The following is a 21,716-nucleotide window of genomic DNA, read 5'->3' as shown; positions in this document are numbered from 1 at the left end:
CGTCTTACCTCTATGTCGATCGCACTCGCGCCCGCGCATTCACGCATCACGACCGCCGCCAGGAGCGGAACGCCCGCAGCTGGTCCGGCGTGACGACGGCCTCCAGACGGTCGTCGTCCGGATCGCCCCCGCCCAGCGCCGCGAGCAGCCTGCGCGCCGGTGTGTTACGCGGCGTGCGCTCCGCCGCCAGCCGGACCTTTGCGCATCCCAGCTCCTCCGCGCGCCCGGCCAGCCACTCCAGAAGCCGCTCCTCGACACCCCGCCCGAGGGCGCGGCAGCTCAGCAGCCACGCCGTGACGTCGAGCCGGTCGCCCTCCTGGCGCAGGGCGAGGAGGCCGATCTGTCCGTAGTCGCCGAAGCGGTCACGGGCGGACGCCGTCCACACCTCGCCTTGCTCGCGCCAGCGGCGGACGTCACCGCCGTCGGCGGAGCGGGCCCGCAGGGTGAACTGGTTGGTACGGCGCACGAGTTGCTCGGCGCGGTCCACGTCCCCGTCCGTCAACGCCCGGACGTCGACCTCCAGCCGCAGTTGCTCCAGGAACTCCTCGAACCCGGTCTCCTCACGCACGGCGTCCCGCTCCCGCTCCTGGGCGTAGAACCGCGCCCGCAGCGCGTCCTCGGCCGTGGCCGCCCTCGGGACCATCGGCCACAACCGGTCCAGGAACGCGGGCAGTTCACCGGCGGCCGGGCAGGTCACCGACAGCACCTGCGGGGCTGTGGCGCGCATCCGGGCGATTTCCGCCGGGTTGTCGTCGAGGAACAGGAAGCTGTCCAGACCGAGACCGAGAGTGCGGGCGGCCTCGGCCAGACGATCCGGCTTCGGTTCCCAGGCGGCGGAGACCACGCTGAAGTGCTCGGCCTTCAGCAGGCTGTCCGGGCGGTCCAGCACGGCGCGGACGGTGTCCTCGTCGTTGTTGCTGACCAGGACCAGCAGCACGCCCGCCGCCCGCCACTGGAGCAGCCGCCGCGCCAGCAGGGCCCGGACATCGCCCAGTTCGACCCCCTCGGGGCCGGCCTCACCGGCCACGCCGCCCCACAGGGTCTCGTCGCCGTCGACCGCGATGACCTTGGGCGCCGGGCGGTGGGCGGCCCGCACGGTCTCGGCCAGGCGCAGGGCCACGGCCGCCTGGAACGGCGCGGTGAACGGCAGGTGGGCCATGTGCTCGGTGCGTTCGTCGAAGGCCTGTTCCGCCGTGTGGTCCCGGGTCCAGGCGTCGGGTCCGAGGACGGCGACGCCGGGCACCTCGGCCAGGTCGGCGGCGACCTCCCGTTCCCACCGGGTCAGGCGTTCCTCGGCGGGGGCGGAGGGCAGGATGCCGACGATCAGCGGGGTGCGGCCGCGCTCGGCGGCGGCGCGGACGGCGGCCGTGTAGACGCCGCGCAGCTCGGCCAGTTGAGCGTCGTCGACCGGGCCGAAGCGCTGGAGGTCTGCGGCGCGCAGCAGGACGACGCCGGCGGTCGTGGCCGGGTCGGCGAACACGCCCGACGGGTCGCGCAGCGCGGCCGGCACCTGGTGGTACGGGGCCTCGGCGACGGTGACCGGGACGCCGGGGGCCGCCGCGCCGAGGGCGGCCTGGCACATGGCCGGCAGGTTGCCGAGGGCGAAGGTGGCGGCGAGGGCGAGCCGGTGGCCGGGTCCGGCGGCCGGTGCCAGGGCGCGGACCGGGCTCGAGGGGTCGCCGGCCGTTTCGGCGAGCAGCCGCAGCAACTCCTCGCCGAGCCCGGTGGCGGCCTCGGCGTCCAGGATGTCGAGGTTGTGGTCGAGCCGGATCCGACCGGCGTCCGGCGTCATGGTCACCATCAGGTCGAGGTCGGAGTACCCGGTCCCGACGGGCAGCACCTCAAGGGCCTTCAACCCGCCGCCGGAGCGGACGTAGTTGAAGTACACCTCGACCAGGGGTGCGTCGGCCCGGTACAGGCCCTCCTCGGCCAGCACCGGCAGCACGTCGGTGAACATGGCGCCCTTCCTCAGCACCCGTTCCAGACGTCCGTCGGTGCGGCGCAGCACCTCCTCGATCCGCTCCCCCGCCCGGGCCTCGGCGGGGAACGGCACCGGCACCCCGAAGAAGCCCACCGCGTCGTAGGCGTCGGCGTGGATGCGGGTGTCGACGGGCACGGCGAGGACGAAACGCTCCCGCTCGCGCCTGCGGGACAGCAGGACGGTGAGGGCGCCGAGGCAGAAGGCGGCCGGGGTGACCGCCAGCGCGCTCGCCGCGGCCGCTACGCGCTCGGCCAGCCCGTCCGGGATCGGCAGGGTGACGCTGCCGGCCAGGTACGTACGGGCCTCCGGGCGGGGGCGGCTCAGGGTGAGGTCGAGCCGCTCGCTGCCCCGGAAGTGCTCGCGCCACCCGTCCGACTCACCTGCGGCCGGGGCGTCGGCGCGCTGGGCCTCGATCAGTTGACGCACCTCGCGGTTGGTGACGGTGTCGCCGAGGGGGCCGGCGGTCAGCTCGGCGTCGATCTCGCTCGCCACCAGCAGCAGCGACTGCAGATCGCCGACGGCGTGGTGGGCGCCGTAGACGAGGGTCTGGCCGCGCTCGCCCGCGTCCAGGAGTTCGAACCGCCACAGGGGTGCCGTCGCCAGGTCGAAGGGCGGTTCGAGGAGGGCGCGCAGCGCGTCGGCGGCGTCCGGTTCCCTGCCGTCGGGGACGACGGTCCAGCGCAGCGGTGTCGCCGGGAGGTCCCGTCGCACACGCAGGACGCGGCCGCCGCCGTCCGCGTCCGCGACGGCGGTGCGCAGCGCGGCGTGCCGTGCGGTGAGCCGGTCGAGGACGCCGGTCAGGGTCGCGCGGGTGACGGGTGCGGTGAGGCGCACGGCCAGGCCGACGGCGTGGGCGGCCTCGGGCATGCCGGGCCGGGCGCTGCGCAGCAGCCGTACGACGTCGCGGGTCGCCGGAAGGCGTTCCTCGGCCGGGACGTCGTCCGGGACAACCGGGGCGTCGTCCGCCGTGGCCGTCCGTTCGGGCAGCGCGGTGCGCAGCACCTCGGCGAGGCCGCGCAGGTCGGAGGCGGAGAAGACGGTGGCGGCGGGGAGTTCGACGCCGAGGTCGCGGGCGAACGCGTTGCGCAGCCGCACCAGCATCAGCGAGTCGAGGCCGAGTTCCTTGAGGGCGGCCGTCGCCGGGACCTGGCCCGTGCCGCCGGACACCTCGGCGATCCGGGCGCGGACGTACGCCTCCAGCCGTACGGCCCGTTCGGCGTCGTCGGTGGCCGCGAGCACCTTCTCGACGAGTTCGTCGGTGCCGGTGGACGGGGCGGGGAGGGTCACCAGGTCGGCGAGGATCGGGCGGGTGCGGACGGCGTCGGGGTCGAGGGTCAGCAGCTCCCAGTCCAGGGCGAGCGGGGCGAGCTGTCGCCGGGACACGCCGAGCACCCGGTCGAGCAGTTCGCCACCGTCCCCGGCGGACAGGGCGACCAGTCCGGAGCGGGCGGTCTGCGCGGCGCGGGCGTCGGACCCGGCGACCATGCCGACGCCGGCCCAGGCGCCCCAGTCGAGGCTGAGGGCCCGGCGGTCGTGCAGCGCGAGATGGTGGGCCCAGGCGTCGAGGAAGGCGTTCGCGGCGCAGTACGCGCTCTGCCCGGCCGAGCCGAGCAGTCCGGCCGCGGACGCGAACAGCACGAAGTCCCCGGCCTCCGGAACGAGTTCGGTCAGCAGGGCGGTGCCGAGGACCTTGGGTCCGAGCACGGTGAGGACGCGGTCGTCGCTGAGGTGGGCGAGGGTGGCGTCGTCGAGGACACCGGCCGCGTGCACGATCCCCGTGATCGGGCCGAGCTCCGCGCGTACACCATCGAGCGCGGCCGTCAGACCGGCGCGGTCGGTGACGTCCGCTCGGGCCACGTGCACGGCGACCCCGCGCTCGCGGAGGCCGTCGATCCGGGCGAGGGCGTCCGCGTCGGGGGCGCCGCGGCCCAGCAGGGCCAGACTGCGGACACCCCGGCCGGCCAGCCGCTCGGCGACGACCCGGCCGAGGCCGCCCAGACCGCCGGTGATCAGGTAGGCGCCCGACCCCGTGGGCAGTCCGGAGTCGTCCGGGCGGGTACGGGCCAGCCGGGGGACGTGACGTCCGTCGGGGCGCAGGGCCACGAGGCGTTCGTCGTCGGCGTGGCGCAGCTGGGTCCACAGGGCGTCGGTGCCGCCGGTGGGCGGCAGGTCGACCAAGGTGGTGCGCAGTTCGGGGTGCTCCTGGGCGACGGCGAGGCCGAAGCCCCAGGCGAGCGCCTGCTCGGGGTGGGTGACACGGGTGCTGTCGCCGGCGGCCTGACTGCCGCGGACGACGATGTGGAGGCGGGGCGCCCAGGCCCGCTCCGCGAGGGCCCGCACCAGGTGCAGGGTGCTGAGGCAGCCCAGCCGGGCGGCCTCCCCGGCCGTGCGGCCGTCGTCGATCGCGGGGGCGTCCAGCGCGGTCAACTGCACGATGTGGCGCGGTGGTTCGTGCGGGAAGGCTTGGTCGAGCAGCCGGGCCAGCTGGTCCGGGTCGGCGGGGTCGAGCACATATCGGCCGGGTCCCTCGGCGGCGAAGGCCTCGCCCGGGCGGGCGATGACGTGGGGCGTGGCGTCGCCCAGGCGGTGGGCCAGGTCGGTGGCGACGCCGGTCGTGTCGGCGAGGACGAGCCAGGTGCCGGGTGCCGGGGGTTCGTCGGCGGCCGGGCGGGGCTGCCAGCGCGTCTCGAACAGCGCCCCGTCGAGCGGCGAGAGGGCGGTGAGCCGGAACTCCGATGCCTCGACGAGGAGTTGGTCGTCCTCGTCGTAGAGGCGGAGGTCCAGGGTGGCGGTGTCCCCGGAGATCGATCGCAGTGCGCAGGTCACCCACGCGGGGCTGGTGCGCAGCCCGGTGTGGCGCAGCCGGCCGACCCCGGCGGGCACGAACGCCCGGGCCTGCGGGGCGTCGGCGGGCAGGGCGGCCGTGTGGAAGGCGGCGTCGAGGACGGCGGGGTGGAGCAGATGCCCGGCGGCGGGCCGGTCGGTGAGCCGGGCGAAGGCGGCATCGGCGGCGCGGCGGCCGGACTCCAGGCCCTGGAAGGCGGGGCCGTACTCGATGCCGAGGGTGGCCAGGGTGCCGTGGACGGCCTTCAGGTCGACCGGGTCGGTGCAGCGGGCGCGCAGGGCGGCCGGGTCCTCCTCGGGGTCGGCGGGTCCCGTGGTGATCCGGCCGGTCACATGCCGTTCCCAGGTGGGGTCGCCCGTTGGGGCGGCGGAGACGGTGAACTCCCGTACGCCGTCGGCGCCGGGCCGCAGTACGAGTTGCAGCCGGACCGGCCGGGCTGCGTCCAGGCGCAGCGGCTGGAGGAATTCGACGTCGGTGAGGTGGACGTCGCCGCCGTCCTGGACGGTGCGGGCGGCCTCCAGCGCCATGGTCAGGAAGGCCGCGCCGGGCAGCCACACCTCGCCGGTGACACGGTGGTCGGTGAGGTAGGCGAAGCGGCCGTCGCGCAGGTCCACCTCGGTCTGGAAGAGATGCCGGCCGGGCTGGTCGCTGGCCTCGACGTGCGTGCCGAGCAGCGGCGAGCTGCCGGGCGCGGCCGCCGGGGCGGGGGCGAGCCAGTGGCGTTCCCGGGCGAAGGCGTAGGTCGGCAGGTCGGCACGGCGGCCGGCCGGGAACAGCGCCGTCCAGTCGGGGGTGTGACCGGCCGTGTGGAGTGCGCCCAGGGCGCGCAGCAGGGTGTCGCGCCGGCCCGATCCACGGCGCAGAGTGCCCACGGCGACCGCGTCGACGCCGGCCTCGGCCGCGACCGCCTCGACGGCGGCGGTGAGCGACGGGTGCGGGCTGAGTTCGACGAAGTGGCGGTGGCCGTCGTCGAGGAGGCGGCGGATCGTGTCGGCGAAGCGGACGGGTTCGCTGAGGTTGGCGTACCAGTAGGCGGCGTCGAGGCGGTCGCCCGGCACGGGTTCGGCCAGGACGGTCGAGTACAGCGGGGTCGTCGTGCTGGTGCCCCGGACGTCGGAGAGGAGGCCGAGCAGGTCGTCGCGGACCTCGGCCATCAGGGGGGTGTGCGAGGCGAACGGCGTCGACAATGGCCGTGCCCCGATCCCCTGCGCCTCCAGGCTCTGTCGCAGGTCGGCCAGGGCGTCGGCGGCGCCGGAGACGGCCGTGGCGTGCGGGCCGTTGACGGCGGCGACGAACAGCAGTCCGGCGTAGGGGGCGAGCAGTTCCTCGGCCCGGTCGCGCGGCACGTCCAGGGACAGCATGCCGCCCCGTCCCGCGACAGGGACGACGGCCCGGGCGCGGCCGGTGACGACGGCCACGGCGTCGTCCAGGGTGAGGGCGTCCGCGCTGTAGGCGGCGGCGATCTCGCCGAGGCTGTGCCCGGCGACGGCGTCCGGGGTGACGCCGACCGAGCGCCAGGCGGCGGTGAGCGCCGCGTTGACGGCGAAGAGCACCGGCTGGAGGTACTCGGTGCGTTCCAGCGGGGAGAACTCCTCGGGCGCCCGCAGCGCGGTGAGCACCGACCAGCCGGCGTGCCGGCGCACGGCCTCGTCGATCCGGGTCAGTTCGGCGCCGAACGCCTCCGTGTCGGCCATCAGGTCGAGGGCCATGCCGGGCCACTGGCCGCCGTGCCCGGCGTAGAGGAAGGCGACCTTGCCGGTGGGGTCCTCGCGGCGGACGGGCGGCGCCGTACGCCCGTCCGCGAGGTCGGTCAGCGCGGCCCTGAGCTCGTCGCGGTCCTCGGCGACGAGGGCGGCACGGTGCTCGAAGTGGCCGCGGTGCCGGGCCAGGGTGTGGGCGACGTCGTGCAGGCCGGTGTCGGTGTCGGCCAGGTGGCGGGCGAGCGCTCGGGCCTGCCCGCGCAGCCCGGCCTCGCTGCGGCCCGAGAGCACGAACAGGTCCGGTCCCGTGGAGGCTCGGGGCGCGGGGCCGGGCGCGGGCGGCGCCTCCTCCACGATCACATGGGCGTTGGTGCCGCTGATGCCGAAGGCGCTGACGCCCGCGCGCCGTACGCGGTCCGCCGACGCCGGCCAGGCGGTCTCCTCGTGCAGCAGGCGCAGCCCGCTGTCCGCCCAGTCGACGTGCCGGCTCGGCGGATCGGCGTGCAGGGTGCGCGGCAGCGCCCCATGGCGCAGGGACTCCACGACCTTGATCAGGCCGACGACGCCCGAAGCGGCCTGGGTGTGCCCGACGTTGGACTTCAGCGAGCCGACGTACAGCGGGCGGCTCTCGGGGCGGGAGGCGCCGAACACCTCGGCGAGGGCGTTGGCCTCGATGGGGTCGCCGAGGGTGGTGCCGGTGCCGTGCGCCTCGACGTGGTCGACGTCGGCGGGGCTCAGCCCCGACTGCTCCAGGGCCCGGCGGATCACCTGCTCCTGCGCGGGGCCGTTGGGCGCGGACAGGCCCTGGCTGCGGCCGTCCTGGTTGACGGCGGTGCCGCGCAGCACGGCCAGCACCCGGTCACCGTCGCGCCGCGCGTCGCCGAGACGCTTGAGGACGAGCATGCCGGCGCCCTCCGCCCAGACGGCCCCGTCGGCGGCGTCGGAGAACGAGCGGCAGCGGCCCGTCGGGGACAGCCCGCGCAGCCGGCTGAACTCGACGAAGGTCCCCGGCGTGACCATCAGTGTGACGCCACCGGCCAGCGCGAGGTCGCACTCCCCCGACCGCAGGGCCTGCGCCGCGAGGTGAACGGCCACCAGGGACGAGGAACAGGCGGTGTCGACGGTGAGCGCGGGGCCGTTGAGGCCGAGCGTGTAGGCGAGCCGCCCGGAGGCCACGCTCAGGGCGGTTCCGGTGCCGACGTAACCGTCGAGCTGGTCGAGCCGGGTGCCGGACAGGTAGTCGCTGCCGAACATGCCGACGTAGACGCCCGTGCTGCTGCCCGCGAGGTCGGCGGGCACGATCCCGGCGCGTTCCAGCGACTCCCAGGCGGTCTCCAGGAGCAGACGCTGCTGGGGGTCCATGGCCGCCGCCTCCTTCGGGGTGATCCCGAAGAACGCGGCGTCGAAGGAGTCGATGTCGTCGAGGAACCCGCCCTCACGGGCGTAGGACTTGCCGGGTGCGTCCGGGTCGGGGTCGTACAGCGCCTCGACGTCCCAGCGGGCGGCCGGGAACGGCCCGACGGCGTCCCGGCCCTCGGCGACGAGCCGCCACAGCCCCTCGGGGTCGCGGACCCCGCCGGGCAGCCGGCACGCCATGGCGACCAGGGCCACGGGCTCCTGGGCGGACGGGGCCCGGGCGGGCTGACGTACGGCCGTCGCCCGGGCCGGGCTGCCGAGGACGCCGTTCAGCAGGTGGTCGGCGAGCCGGGCCGGGGTGGGGTGGTCGAAGAGGAGGGTGGCGGGGAGCCGTGCGCCGATCCGGGTGCCGATCCGGTTGCGCAGGTCGACGGCGGTCACCGAGTCCATGCCGAGGTCGCGCAGCGGCTGGTCGGGACGGACCGCGTCCGCCGAGCGCAGACCGAGCGCCTGGGCGGCCTCCTCGCGGACCAGGGCGAGGACCCGGGCGGCGCGTTCGGTCTCCGGCAGCCGGGACAGCCGGTCCGCCAGGGTGGGGCCGCCCGGAGCCGTGGCGGGCCGCTGCGCGGGCAGCAGGGAGCGCCACAGGGCGCCGTCGGGCGCGGCGGCACGCAGCCGGGGCAGGTCGAGGGACCAGGCGACCAGGTGCGCGGTGTCGTGCCGCAGCGCGAGGCCGGTCAGGGCGGCGCCCTGCTCGGGCGTGAGGGCGCGGTGGCCGAGGCGGGCCATGCGCGCCAGGTCGGCGTGCTCGGCGGCCAGCCCCTCGCCCGCCCAGGCGCCGTAGGAGACGGAGAGGGCGGGCAGACGTGCCGCGCGCCGATGGTGGGCGAGTTGGTCGAGGAAGGCGTTGGCGGCGGCGTAGTTGGCCTGCCCGGCGGTGCCGACGACACCGGCGGCCGAGGAGACGAGGAGGAACAGGTCGAGGTCGAGCCCCGCGGTCAGCCGGTGCAGATGCGCGGCACCGTCGACCTTGGGGCGCAGCACCTCGGCCAGCCGCTCGGAGGTCGTCTCGGCGAGCACACCGTCGGCCAGCACACCGGCGCAGTGGACGACCCCACGCAGGGGCGCATCGTCGCCGACGCTCGCGAGCACACCGGCGAGGGCGGCCTCGTCGGCGACGTCACAGGCGACGACCTCCACCTGGCAGCCGAGCGCGGCCAGTTCGTCCACGACCTCGTCCGCGCGGGAGTCAGCCGTCCCTTGACGAGACGTCAGGAGCAGGCGCGGCACCCCGTTCTCGGCCAGCAGGCGGGCGAGGCGGCGGCCGACGGCACCGAGGCCGCCGGTGATCAGCACCGTGCCGTCGGTGGGGATCGCAGGGCCGGTGCCGGCCGGGGCGGGGCGCGCCCGGACGAGTCGCGGCGCGAGCAACTGCTCACCGCGTACGGCGAGTTCGGGCTCCTCGGCCGTGAGGGGCACTTCCTGGTCCTCGGCGTCGAGGTCGACCAGGGTCAGCCCCAGCTGAGGATGCTCGGCGCGTGCGCTGCGGGCCAGGCCCCACAGCACGGAGTGGGCGTACCCGGCGGCGGTGTCGGTCTCCGTGGCGGCGACGGCTCCGGTGGTGACCCAGACGATCCGGGCGGGGGCCTCGTCCGGCGGCAGGGCGATCAGCGTCCGCAGTTCGTCCAGCGCGACCGCCGCCGTGGCGTGGGCGGCGGCGACCGGGTCGGCGTCCGGAGCGGGGGCGGGCCACCGGCGCACCACGGTGCCGGCGGGCTGCTCCGACGCGATCGGTACCGGGGTCCAGGCCACCTCGTACAGATGGCGGCCGAGTTCCGTACCGGCGGTCAGCTCGGCCGGGTCGGCGGCCCGCAGCCGTACGCCCTCCAGCCGGCCGGCCGGGAAGCCGTCGGGGTCCCACAGGGTGACGTCCAGGACGACGTCCTCGCCGGGTTCCGGGGTCCGGCGTACGACGGCGACGAGGTCCGTCGCACCGCCGGGCGGCAGGGCGCAGCGGCCCATCGCTACCGGCAACAGCACCCGGCCGTCGAGGGGTTCGAGGACGGCGGCCAGCTGCAGGGCGGCGTCCAGGAGCGCGGGGTGGACCGGATAGGCGGTGTCCTGGACGGGCAGGGAGAGCCGGGCCAGTACGGTGTCGTCTCCCGTGACCGTGGCCTCCCGGACGCCCTGGAAGGCGGGCCCGTAGCCGAGGCCGAGGGCGGCCAGGCGTGCGTAGGTGTCCTCGTCCCACGCGGGGGCGAACTCCTCGGGCCAGACGGGTGGTTCGGCGGTGGGCGACTCGGACGGCTCGGCGGCGGACGCCGTGGCGTGCAGGGTCCAGTCCGCCGTCTCCGGGCCGCGCGGACGGCTGTGCACGGTGACCTCGGCCGCCGTCACCTCGACGGACACCTCGACGGTGCCGCTCTCGGGCAGGGTGAGCGGCGTGAGGAGCAGCAGGTCCGCGACCTCGACGGACGTGTCGGGGCGGGCCACCGCGAGGGCGGCGCGGCACAGTTCCAGCAGGGTGGTGCCCGAGACGACGGTGTGGCCGTGGACGGTGTGGTCGGTGAGCCAGTCGGCGGTGGCCGTGGACCACTCGTTGCGGAAGGTCCAGCGGGTCTCGTCGGCCGACCGGAGCTGGATGCCGAGCAACGGGTGCGCGGCCCGGTCGAAGAGCCCCTGCCCTTCCACGGGGCCTGCCGCCTCGATCCAGTGCCGCTGCTCGTCCCAGGCGTACGTGGGCAGGTCCACGGGGGCGGTGGGCGGCGCGAGGCGGCGCCAGTCGAGGCGGTGGCCGTGGACGTGAAGGGTGGCGGTGGCGCGGTCCAGGCAGGCGGGGCCGTCCTCGTCGCGGCGCAGCGAGCCGACCGTCACGAGGTCCTCGTCGATCGTGTTGAGGGCGGTCAGCAGGGAGGGGTGGGGGGCGAGTTCGAGGAAGCAGCGGTACCCGTCGGCGATCATGCGCTCGACGGTGGGGGCGAAGCGGACGGGTTCGCGCAGGTTGCGGTACCAGTGGTCGGCTTCGAGTTCGTCGGTGACGGGCTCGCCGGTGACCGTGGAGTACCAGGTGACGGCGGTGGGCTGGGTGAGCACGCCGTCGAGTTCGTCGAGGACGGCGGCGCGGACGGGTTCGACCCGGTCGCTGTGGGAGGCGTAGTCGACATCGAGGACGCGGGCGAAGACCTGCTCCCGCTCCAGTCCGGCGACCAGCGTCCGTACGGCGTCGACGGCGCCGGAGACCACGGTCGAGCGGGCGCTGTTGACGGCGGCGACGGTGAGCTCGCCGTCCTGGCCGGCGATCCGGCGCTCCACCTCGGTGTGCGGCAGCGCGACGACGGCCATGGTGCCGGTGCCGGACAGGCCGGTCAGGGCCTGGCTGCGCAGGGCGACGACGGCGGCGGCGTCGTTGAGGCTGAGGGCGCCGGCGACGCACGCCGCGGCGACCTCGCCCTGGCTGTGGCCGACGACGGCGTCCGGGTGGACGCCGCGGGCCCGCCACACGGCGGCCAGGGACACCATGACGGCGAACAGCACCGGCTGGACGACGTCGACGCGGTCCAGGTCCGGGGCCGCGGGGTCGCCGCGCAGCACGGAGGTCACGGACCAGCCGGTGAAGGGGCGCAGGGCGGCGTCGCAGCGGTCGAGTTCGTCGGCGAACACCGGGTCGTGGTCGAGGAGATCGCGTGCCATGCCGGGCCACTGGGCGCCCTGGCCGGGGAGGACGAAGGCCACCTTGCCGGTGCGGGCCGGGTGGGGCGGGCCGGTGACGAGGTCGTCGTCGGGTGTGCCCTCGGCGAGTGCGCGCAGAGCGCGCAGCAGGCCGTCCCGGCCGTCCGCCCGGGCGACGGCCCGGTGCTCGAAGTGGGTGCGGTGGTGGGCGAGGGTGGCGGCGACGGCGGGCAGAGGCAGCTCGCGGTCCTGGAGGTGGTCGAGCAGACGGGCGGCCTGGGCGCGGAGCGCCGGGAGGCCGCGCGCGGACAGCGGGAGGAGGACGGGGCAGGGCGGGGTGGCGGGCCCGGGCTCCTCGGCCGTGGTGGGGGCCTCCTCCAGGACGACGTGGGCGTTGGTGCCGCTGATGCCGAACGCGCTGACTCCGGCGCGCCGCACCCGTCCGGCGTCCCGGGGCCAGGGCTGCGCCGTGTCGAGGACGCGCAGTCCGCCGTGCGTCCAGTCGATCCGTTCGGTCGGCGTCGCGACGTGCAGGGACGCCGGTATCCGCTCGTGCTGGAGCGCCAGCACGGTCTTGATGACGCCGGCGATGCCCGCGGCGGCCTGGGTGTGCCCGATGTTGGACTTCAGGGACCCGATGCCGAGGGGCCGGCCGGCGGGGCGGTCCGGGCCGAAGACGGCGGCGAGGGCGCGGCCCTCGATGGGGTCGCCGAGCGGGGTGCCGGTGCCGTGCGCCTCGATGTGGTCGAGGTCGTGCGGCCGGAGCCCGGCCGCGTCGAGCGCGGCCCGTACGACGCGTTCCTGGGCGGGCCCGCTGGGGGCGCTGAGGCCCTGGCTGCGGCCGTCCTGGTTGATCGCGGAGCCCTTGACGACGGCGAGGACGCGGTCGCCGTCGCGGCGGGCGTCCGCGAGCCGCTTGAGGAGGACGACCCCGCAGCCCTCCGCCCAGACGACACCGTCGGCGTCGGCGGAGAAGGCGCTGCACCGCCCGGACGGCGACAGCCCGCGCAGCCGGCTGAACTCGACGTGCCCGCGCGGCGTCAGCAGCAGCGTGGCGCCGCCGGCCAGCGCGAGGTCGCACTCGCCGCCCGCCAGCGCGCGTGCCGCCAGATGCAGGGCGACCAGCGAGGAGGAGCAGGCGGTGTCGACGGTGACCGCGGGTCCGCGCAGGCCGAGGGTGTAGGCGATGCGGCCGGAGGCGACGCTGGGCGCGGTGCCGGTGCCGACGTGGCCGTCGAGTTGACCGAGGCCGGCCGTGGCCAGGTAGCCGCCGTCGTAGAGGCCGACGTAGACGCCGGTGGAGCTGCCGTTCAGGGTGGCGGGGACGATGCCGGCGCGTTCGACGGCCTCCCAGGCGGTGCGCAGCAGCAGCCGTTGCTGGGGGTCCATGGCGGCGGCCTCGCGCGGGGAGATCCCGAAGAACGCGGCGTCGAAGCGGTCGATGTCGCTCAGGTAGCCGCCGCGCAGGGAGTACGCCTTGCCGGTCGCCTCCGGGTCGGGGTCGTAGAGGTCCCGGGTGTCCCAGCGGCCGGCCGGCGCGTCCCCGACGGCCTCCTGGCCCTCGTCGAGGAGCCGCCACAGCGCGTCGGGGTCGTCGGCGCCGGGCAGCCGGCAGGCCATGGAGATGATCGCGATGTCGTCGGACCGGTGCGGGGCGGGGCCGCCGGGGTCCTGGGGCGCGACGGCAACCTCAGGGGTGGTCGCGAGGACGGCTTCGGCGAGTTCCGCGATCGTGGGGTGGTCGAAGACGAGGGAGGGGTCGAGAGTGCGGCCCGTGAGCGCGGACAGGTCGGCGGCCAGGGCCACCAACTGCCGTGATCCAAGACCCAGTTCGGCGAGCGGCCGGTCGGGGTCGACGATGTCCGGGTCGAGTCCGGTCACCTGGGCGACGGCCGACTCCAGCCAGGCCCGGACGTCCTGCGCGGTGCGCGGGGGCGGATCGGGGAACTGCTTCGGGGACTCGTGCGCAGGCATGGAGACTCATGTCCTCGTGGGTCGCGGAAGGAGGCCGCGTCGCCGGGGCGCGTGGGCGCGCGGGTCCGGCGGCGCGGTGTGCGCCGTACGGCACGCGGGGCGGCGTACGGCGGACGGGGCGGCGTCAGCCGAGGGCGGGTTCCTCGATCAGGGCGAGGGTGCCGCCCAGGTAGGCCGCCCGGGACGCGTGCCGCTGGATCTTGCCGCTGGAGGTCTTGGGGATGGTGCCGGGCCGGACGAGGACGACGTCGCGCACGGAGAGGCCGTGGGCCTCGGCGATGGCGCTGCGCACCACGTCGGTGATCTTCTCGGCCTCGCCCACGGCGTCGGGGGCGATCTCGGCGACGAGGACGGCCTGTTCGGTGCCGGCCGTGCCGTCGTCGGTGGGCGCGGGGTCCACGCCGAAGGCGGCGGTGCAGCCGGGGCGCAGGGCCGGGTGGGCCGTCTCCGCGGTCAGTTCGAGGTCCTGCGGGTAGTGGTTGCGTCCGTCGACGACGATGAGGTCCTTGAGCCGGCCGGTGACGAAGAGTTCGCCGTCGCGCAGGAATCCGAGGTCGCCGGTGCGCAGGAAGCGGCCCTCGTGTCCGGCCAGGCGGGCGCGGAAGGTCTCGCGGGTGGCGAGGGCGTTGCGCCAGTAGCCCTTGGCGACGCTCGCGCCGGACACCCAGATCTCGCCGACCTCGCCGTCGGGGAGTTCCTCGTGCCGCTCGGGGTCGGCGATGACGACGGTGAGGCCGGGTCCTGGGCGGCCGGAGCCGACGGCGTCGGTGTCGGGCCGTCCGTCGGCGGGCGGGAGCAGGGTGGGCGCGGTGCCCGGGGTGCTGCCGCTGACCATGAGGGTGGCCTCGGCGAGCCCGTAGCAGGGGTAGAGGGCCTCGCGGCGGAAGCCGGCCGGGGCGAAGGTGTCGGCGAACCGCCGCAGGGTGGCGGCCCGTACGGGTTCGGCGCCGTTGAAGGCGACCTTCCACGAGCTCAGGTCGAGGCCGTCGAGGAGGTCGGGGGTGGCGTGCCGCAGGCTCAGTTCGTAGGCGAAGTTGGGGCCGCCGCTGGTGTGGGGGCGGTAGCGACCGACGGCGGTGAGCCAGCGCTGCGGCCGCTGCAGGAAGTGCAGCGGGGAGAACAGGGTGGCGGTGACGCCGAGATATACGGTGTTGAGGACGGGGCCTATGAGGCCCATGTCGTGGTAGACGGGCAGCCAGCTGACGAACATCTCGTGTCCGTGCTCGGCGATGGCGTCCGGGGTGTGGCCCATGCGTGCGGTGATGATCCGCTCGTTGTCCAGGAGGTTCCCGTGGGTGACCATCACGCCGCGCGGCGCGGAGGTGGAGCCCGAGGTGTACTGCAGGAAGGCGACGGAGTCGGCGTCCAGGTCGGGTTCGCGCCACGCGTCGGCGGCGTCGTCGGGTATGTCCTCGGTGGCGACCCAGGTCAGGCCCGCGAGTTCGGGCAGGTGCTGGGTGAGGCCTGACAGGGCCTCGATGACCTCGCGGCCGCCGAGGATGACCTTGGCGTCGGCGTCGGCGATCAGCCGCCGCATCCGGGTCAGGGCGCGGTGGTTCTGCGTGCGGCCCCGGGGCGGGACGCCGGGGACGGCGACGACTCCGGCGGCGAGGCAGCCGAAGTAGCCGCACATGAACTCCAGGCCCGGCGGGTACAGGAGCATGGCCCGGCTGCCGGCCAGGCCGCGCTCCTGGAGCCAGGCGGCGACGGCGCGGGAGCGCCGGGCGAGGCGGTCGTAGGAGAGTTCCTGGATCTCGCCGTCGCAGTCGCCGGTGACGAGGTAGCGGTAGGCGGTTCGGTCGGGGTGACGTATCGCGTGCTCGGTCAGAAGGTCGACCAGGGATCGCACCATGTCGCGAGTCTCACCTGTCTGGATCGGTGGGCGGAGAGTGACGTGCGAGGGTCACGTGCTGGACACGTGCAGACGCCTCGGTCGGCCCGGGCCCCCTTGCCCGGCCGTCCGTCCCGACGACCCGCCGAGGGGTCACGGCGCTGGTCCGCCGTCCCCTCGTGTCCCCCCGCATCAACTTGCTACCGGCGAGTAGCACCCTAGCAAGCGAGTCCGGCCTCTTGGGCCGAACGCATGTAAACCCTACGTGTCGGGCGGATGTTGACGAAGCCGGGGCCCCACCCGCGCGTCGCCGCCCCCGCCCGGCCAGGTGAAACCGGTGCCGGGCAGCGCGAAGCCCGGCACCCGCTCCGGTGCCGGGCAGTGCGAAGCCGGACACCCCGCGTCCGCCGGGCAGCGCGAAGCCGGACACCCCGCGTCCGCCGGGCAGCGCGAAGCCGGACACCCCGCGTCCGCCGGGCAGCGCGAAGCCCGGGCACCCCTTGCCTCGGGGCCCGGGCCCGGCCGGTCGGGACTCAGCCGGCGAGCCGCCGGCTCAGCAGCTCCTTGCCGAGTTCGGCGCCCTTGCGGCTGTCCGCCTGCGCCTTGCGGAACAGGTCGGCGACCTCGGCGTCCTGGGCGCGTTCGGCGTCCTCGATGTACGTCTCCAGCCGCAGCGCGTTGCTCAGGCACGCCTCTACGTACCGGATGAGGTTGTAGTCCTTGTCCTGCGTGCCGGCGACGCCTCCGGTCTCCGTGGCGCCGGTCATGCGGGGCACCTCCTGACGTCGTACGGTCGTGCGCCCTCGCCGGGTACGCGTCGGGCCGCCGCACACACGATCCGGGGGCGGCAATCCCGACAGTCCGCGACAGATGCGAGCAGATTCCCGGCACTTCCGAAGGGAAGTATGTGCCGACCGTGCGAGATCGATCGATGACGGTGTGTACTGTGCTCCGAGCGCCGCGCGTCACGGTCTCGCGACGAGGCCTGCCCCACCCCGAACCGACCTTCTGGGAAACCGACTCGATGATCGAATTACCGGACCTGGTGACCGGCGGGCTCGCCGTCGGTGTGCTGTCCGCGCTCGCCCTCGGCGGCCTGCTGCTGCGCGCACAGCGTCAACAGGCGGGCCAGCGGGTCGAGATCGCCCGGTTGCGCGCCCAACTGGACGAGACCGCCCGGGCGTTGGCGGCCGAGGTGGAGCATCTCGCGGCCCACCGCCTGCCCGCCGCGGCCCGGCAGCAGACCCATGCGAGCGTCGCCGTGCCCGGCCCGCTGCGCCCTCAGACGTCCGGGACCCCGCTGGGCCTCGCGCTGGAGCACGTCCTGGACGCCCTGCGCGCCGAACTCGCCTCTCAGCGCACCCGTATCGACGCGGCCGCCCAGGCCGGTATGCGCGGCGCCACCCGCGAGATCCAGGCCGCCCTCTACCGCCTCCAGGACGCCCTGCGCGGACTCCAGCAGAAGTACGACGACCCGGAGTTGACGCAGACGCTGTTCCAGCTCGACCACGAGAACGAGCAGTCGCTGCGGCGCGCGCAGGTCGCCGCCGTGGTGTGCGGCGCCTGGGTCGGGCTCGCGCGCGAGGAATCGCACCTGGTCGACGCGGTGACCGGCGGCCAGGCCCGGCTGGCCGGCTACCACCGGGTCCGCGTCCACAACCATCTGGAAGCCGGCACCGCGCTGGTCTCCCACGCCGTGGAGCCGGTCGCGATCATCGTCGCCGAGCTCCTCGACAACGCCCTGCGGCACTCCGCGCCCGACACCGACGTCGTCGTCAACCTGGAGCACGTCCACCACGGCGTGTGCGTCACGGTCGACGACGCCGGCGTCGGCATGACCCACGACGAACGCGCCCGCGCCCAGCGGCTGGTGGCGGGGTCCGACCCGATCCTGCTGACCGACCTCGGTGATCCGCCCCGGATGGGCCTCGCGGCCATCGGCCAGCTCACCCGGCAGTTCGACCTGGGCGTCGACCTGTCGTCGCCGTCCCCGTACGGCGGGGTGCGCGCCGTGCTGCGGGTGGACAGTCACCTCCTCGGGCACATCGACCCCGAGGTACGGCCGCCTGCGGCGAGCGCGCCCCGCTCCACGCGCCCGGCGTCCCGCGAAGAGCCGGCTGAAAGCCCCGCCGACACCGTGCACGGCTACGGCGACGACCGCACCGAGGCCGGCACGGGGTCCACGCACGACGACGACCGGGACTCAGCCCCTGCGACCGGCGGCCTGCCCCGGCGCCGGCGCCGTACCCGCGCCACCGCCGCGCCGGAGGAGCCCGCCGTACCGCGGCCTACGGCACAGCGCCCGGAGCAGGCGGCCGCCGCGCTCGGCGCGCTGCAGGCCGGCACCGCCGCGGCGAGGTCCACGGCGGACGGCCGTACCACCGAAGAGGCGGCCACCGGCACAGAGACACCGGCGGAGCCCGACCACACCGCCCCGACCGACCACGAACTGACCGACCACGAAGGGGGAACGGCTCGATGACCAGCCGCGACGCGGGAGACACGGCATGGGTTCTCGACCCGGTCCTGGAGGTGCCGCACGTCGTGGCGGCCGTGCTGCTCACCCGGGACGGACTCGTGACCGGCTGGACCGACGCCCTGACCCGGCCCTCGGCCGAGCGGGTCGCCGCGATCACCAGCACCGTGCAGGGCGCGTGCCGTACCGCGGCCGCCGCCTTCGCGGACCGGGACGGGGCCGAGGTGCGCCAGGTCGTCATCGAGTCCGACCACGGCTATGTGCTGATCGTGCCCACGGACCACGGCACCTGTGTGGCCGCCTACGGTGACCCGGAGGTGCGTCTCGACCTGCTCGCGCACCGGGTGCACTCGCAGGTGGCGCGGCTGGGCGAGAAGGCGATGGCCGCCGCGTCCCGGGGCGGCGACGGCGGCGCGCCGGCATGACCGGCCGCCGTGGTGGCCGTCCCCTGGTCCCCGCGTATCTGTCGACCGGCGGAGTGGCCCGGCCCAGCCGGCCGCACCTGGAGCGACTGTCGGTGCTGACCCGCGTCGGCACGCCCGCTCCCGCCGGTCTGCCCGCCGCCCAGCTCGCCCTGCTGGACGCGCTGGAGGACGGCTCGCTGACGGTGGTGGAGGCGGCGGCCCTGCTGCGGCTCCCGGTGTCCGCGGTGCGCGTCCTGGCGGGCGGCCTCATCGACCGGGAGCTGGCGACGGCCCGCGCGCCGATCCCGCCCGCCGCACGCTTCGACCCCGACCTGCTGAAGAGAGTGGCCGATGGCCTTCGCGCCCTCAAGCACGCCTAGCGGCGTCCGCGCCCGCGCCACCGCGGGCCCGTCCGACGACGTCCATCTCCCCGACACCGCCCGGGACCTGGTCAAGATTCTGGTGACCGGCCCGTTCGGGGTGGGCAAGACGACCCTGATCGGCTCCGTCTCCGAGATCCGGCCCCTGCACACCGAGGAGCCGCTCAGCGAGGCGTCCGCGCCGGTCGACGACATCGCCGGGGTGCGGGACAAGTCGACGACGACCGTGGCGGTCGACTTCGGCCGGATCAGCCTGCCCGGCGGGGTCGTGCTGTACCTGTTCGGCACCCCCGGCCAGGAGCGGTTCCGGCCCCTGTGGGACGACATCGCCTACGGCGCGCTCGGCGCCCTGGTCCTGGTGGACAGCCGGCGCATCGACGCCTCGTTCGACGTGCTGGGGCTCGTCGAGGAGTCGGGGCTGCCGTACGCCGTCGCCTTCAACACGTTCCCGGACGCGCCCCGGCACCACACCGAGGGCGAGCTGCGCGCCGCCCTGGACCTGGAGGACGGCACCCCGATGGTCACCTGTGACGCCCGGGACGCCGACTCGTCCGTCGACGCGCTCCTCGCGCTCGTCCAGCACCTCATCGACCGCGACACCCCGGAGGGCCGGTGACCGTCCACTCCCCCGACCTCGACAGCTTCTCCCGCGCGACGCCCGTACGGCTGTGGGAGGACGGCTTCGCGCTGGACCCCTACCGCTACTACGAGGCGCTGCGCGCCCAGGGCCCGGTCGGCTGGGGCGAGTTGGCGCCGGGTGTGCCGGCGTACGTCGTCACCGGCCGGCGCGCGGCGCTGGACCTGCTGCACGACACGGAGGCCTTCTCGCACGACCCCCGGCCCTGGGAGTCGACGGTCGCCGACGACTCGCCGATCCTCGGCATGATGCGCTGGCGGCCCAACACGCTGTTCGCCGACGGCGCCGCGCACGTGCGGTACCGCACCTCGCTGATCGACACGTTCGACGGGATCGAGCCGCACGATCTGCGGGCCCGGGTGCACCGCGCGGTGCGGGTGCTCGTCGGCCGGTTCGGGCCGCGCGGCGAGGCCGATCTGGTGGGCGACTTCGCGCGGCCGCTGATGGCACTGGTCTTCAACAGCCTGTTCGGGCTGCCGGACAGCCAGAGCGACCGGCTGGACGTGGCGCTGGGCAAGATGATGGAGGGCGGCGCCGAGGCCGCCGAGGGCGAGGCCGAGTACGGCGGCTATGTGCTGGAGCTGATCGCCGCGAAGGCCGCGGAGCCGGGCGACGACCTGCCGAGCCGGCTTCTGGCGCACCCGGCCGGGCTCACCCCGGAGGAGGTCACCTGGCAGGTGTTCCTCACGCTGGGCGCCGGGCACGAGCCGACGGCGAAGCTGGTGTCGAACGCCCTGTCCCGCATCCTCGGCAACCCGACGTTCTACTCGACGCTCACCAGCGGGGCCCGCCCTGTCATGGACGCGGTCGTGGAGGTCCTGCACCACGAGACCCCGCTGGCCAACTACGGCATCCACTACGCCCGCACCTCCCTGTCGTTCCATGGCGCCTGGGTCCGGGCGGCGGTCCCGGTGGTCATCTCGTACGGGGCGCTCGCCCACTTCGCGGAGCGGGACGCCCCCGGCGAGCGGCACCCCCGGGACGCCTCCCATCTGTCCTGGTCGGCGGGACCGCACGCCTGCCCGGTGAAGCAGCACACGCTGCTGATCGCGACCGAGGCCATCGAACGGCTCACCCAGTGGCTGCCCGACCTGGAGCCGGTGCTGCCGCGTGCGCAGCTGACCTGGCGACCCGGGCCGTTCCACCGGTCGCTGACCTCGCTGCCCGTCCGGTTCAGCCCCCGCTCCCCCGACCAGCCAGGAGGCCCGTCGTGACCGTGACCGACCGCATCGCCATCGACCCGCTCGGCTCCGACATCCCCGGCGAGAGCGCCCGGCTGCGCGCCCTCGGCCCGATCGTCCCCGTCGAGCTGCCCGGCGGCATCCCGGCCTGGGCCCCGACGACGTACGACACTCTGCGGGAACTGATCCTCGATCCCCGGGTCAGCAAGGATCCGCGGCAGCACTGGCGGCTCTGGCCCGAGGTGCCCGAACACCCCTCGTGGGGCTGGATCCTGGGCTGGGTCGGCGTGGTCAACATGCTGTCGACGTACGGCGGCGACCACGCGCGGCTGCGCAAGCTGGTCGCGCCGAGCTTCACCCAACGGCGTACGGAGGTCATGCGGCCCCGGGTCGAGGCGATCACCGCGGAGCTGCTGGACGCGCTCGACGGGGCCGGTGACGCGGTCGACCTGAAGGCGGAGTTCGCGCACCCGCTGCCCATGCGGATGATCTGCGAGCTGTTCGGCGTGCCGGACGAACTGCGCGAGGACACGGCCACGCTCATCGCAGCGATCATGGACACCTCCGACCCGACGCCGGAGCACGCCGCGTTCGTGCAGCAGCAGATCGGCTCGGTGCTGGGCGCGCTCGTCGCCCACCGGCGGGAGCACCCGGGCGACGATCTGACGACCGAGCTGATCCGGGTGCGCGACGAGGACGGCGACCGGCTCAGCGACGAGGAGCTGCTGTACACGCTGCTGCTGGTGATCGGCGCCGGCTTCGAGACGACGGTGAACCTGATCGGCAACGCCGTCGTCGCCCTGCTGACCCACCCGGAGCAGCTGGCGGCCGTACGGGCCGGGGAGATCGGCTGGGACGCGGTGATCGACGAGACGCTGCGCGCGCACCCGTCCATCGCGTCGCTGCCGCTGCGGTTCGCCGTGACCGACCTGAAGGTCGGGGACGTGACGGTCCCGGCCGGGGACGCGATCATCACGACGTACGCCGCCGCCAATCTGGACCCCGCGCACTACGGCCCGGACGCCTCCGGTTTCGACGCGGCGCGCGGGGCCGACGACCATCTGTCGTTCGGGATCGGCGTGCACCGGTGCATCGGTGCCCCGCTGGCCCGGCTCGAGGCGCTGACCGCGCTGCCCGCGCTCTTCGACCGCTTCCCCGGGCTGCGGCTCGCCGTCGGCGGGGAGGAGCTGCGTCAGGTCCCGTCGTTCATCGCGTTCGGCTGGCAGGAGATACCCGTGCGCCCGCGCGGCTGACGGAGAATCCGCGCGAGGACGCGACCGGT

At 75.2% G+C, this 21,716-nt stretch carries 9 protein-coding genes; 6 read left to right on the top strand and 3 right to left on the bottom strand.

Going from position 1 to position 21,716, the window contains the following annotated elements:
- Positions 1–46 precede the first annotated feature (46 nt).
- From DC008_RS32165 to DC008_RS32155, 3 genes are all read right to left on the bottom strand, one after another.
- On the bottom strand, positions 47–13,525 hold the full coding sequence (locus DC008_RS32165) for a type I polyketide synthase (protein WP_108710007.1): 13,479 nt from the start codon (positions 13,523–13,525) through the stop codon (positions 47–49).
- Positions 13,526–13,649: 124 nt separating this feature from the next.
- Complete coding sequence (locus tag DC008_RS32160) at positions 13,650–15,377, bottom strand: fatty acyl-AMP ligase (RefSeq protein ID WP_108710006.1); 1,728 nt, start codon at positions 15,375–15,377, stop codon at positions 13,650–13,652.
- A 512-nt stretch (positions 15,378–15,889) separates the two neighbouring features.
- Entirely contained in the window at positions 15,890–16,123 is a 234-nt protein-coding gene (locus tag DC008_RS32155; protein ID WP_108710005.1) for a hypothetical protein, read from the bottom strand.
- A gap of 257 nt (positions 16,124–16,380) precedes the next feature.
- Here DC008_RS32155 and DC008_RS32150 point away from each other — a divergent pair, with 257 nt between their 5' ends.
- Genes DC008_RS32150 through DC008_RS32125 form a run of 6 tightly spaced genes read left to right on the top strand, consistent with a single transcriptional unit; the run spans position 16,381 to position 21,687 of the window.
- Positions 16,381–17,838, top strand: coding sequence for an ATP-binding protein (locus DC008_RS32150; RefSeq protein ID WP_108710004.1), 1,458 nt, complete (start codon positions 16,381–16,383; stop codon positions 17,836–17,838).
- Positions 17,835–18,257: a roadblock/LC7 domain-containing protein gene (locus DC008_RS32145; RefSeq protein ID WP_108710003.1), complete on the top strand. Its 423-nt coding sequence runs from the start codon at positions 17,835–17,837 to the stop codon at positions 18,255–18,257. Before DC008_RS32150 ends, DC008_RS32145 begins: the two co-directional genes overlap by 4 nt.
- Complete coding sequence (locus DC008_RS32140) at positions 18,254–18,616, top strand: DUF742 domain-containing protein (RefSeq protein WP_108710002.1); 363 nt, start codon at positions 18,254–18,256, stop codon at positions 18,614–18,616. The genes DC008_RS32145 and DC008_RS32140 overlap by 4 nt, the downstream gene beginning before the upstream one ends.
- Positions 18,588–19,232 (top strand): GTP-binding protein, encoded by a 645-nt coding sequence (locus DC008_RS32135; protein WP_108710001.1) that lies wholly within the window; start codon positions 18,588–18,590, stop codon positions 19,230–19,232. The genes DC008_RS32140 and DC008_RS32135 overlap by 29 nt, the downstream gene beginning before the upstream one ends.
- On the top strand, positions 19,229–20,467 hold the full coding sequence (locus DC008_RS32130) for a cytochrome P450 family protein (RefSeq protein WP_108710000.1): 1,239 nt from the start codon (positions 19,229–19,231) through the stop codon (positions 20,465–20,467). The genes DC008_RS32135 and DC008_RS32130 overlap by 4 nt, the downstream gene beginning before the upstream one ends.
- Complete coding sequence (locus DC008_RS32125; RefSeq protein WP_108709999.1) at positions 20,464–21,687, top strand: cytochrome P450 family protein; 1,224 nt, start codon at positions 20,464–20,466, stop codon at positions 21,685–21,687. The genes DC008_RS32130 and DC008_RS32125 overlap by 4 nt, the downstream gene beginning before the upstream one ends.
- Positions 21,688–21,716 lie beyond the last annotated feature (29 nt).

The organism is Streptomyces nigra (genome assembly GCF_003074055.1).
Lineage (GTDB): Bacteria > Actinomycetota > Actinomycetes > Streptomycetales > Streptomycetaceae > Streptomyces > Streptomyces nigra.
This window is presented reverse-complemented; position numbering and strand designations above follow the sequence as displayed.

Excerpts from the sequence above, each read along its gene's own strand:
- DC008_RS32165 (WP_108710007.1), bottom strand. The coding sequence starts at position 13,525 with ATGCCTGCGCACGAGTCCCCGAAGCAGTTCCCCGATCCGCCCCCGCGC.
- DC008_RS32160 (WP_108710006.1), bottom strand. The coding sequence starts at position 15,377 with ATGGTGCGATCCCTGGTCGACCTTCTGACCGAGCACGCGATACGTCAC.
- DC008_RS32155 (WP_108710005.1), bottom strand. The coding sequence starts at position 16,123 with ATGACCGGCGCCACGGAGACCGGAGGCGTCGCCGGCACGCAGGACAAG.
- DC008_RS32150 (WP_108710004.1), top strand. The coding sequence starts at position 16,381 with ATGATCGAATTACCGGACCTGGTGACCGGCGGGCTCGCCGTCGGTGTG.
- DC008_RS32145 (WP_108710003.1), top strand. The coding sequence starts at position 17,835 with ATGACCAGCCGCGACGCGGGAGACACGGCATGGGTTCTCGACCCGGTC.
- DC008_RS32140 (WP_108710002.1), top strand. The coding sequence starts at position 18,254 with ATGACCGGCCGCCGTGGTGGCCGTCCCCTGGTCCCCGCGTATCTGTCG.
- DC008_RS32135 (WP_108710001.1), top strand. The coding sequence starts at position 18,588 with ATGGCCTTCGCGCCCTCAAGCACGCCTAGCGGCGTCCGCGCCCGCGCC.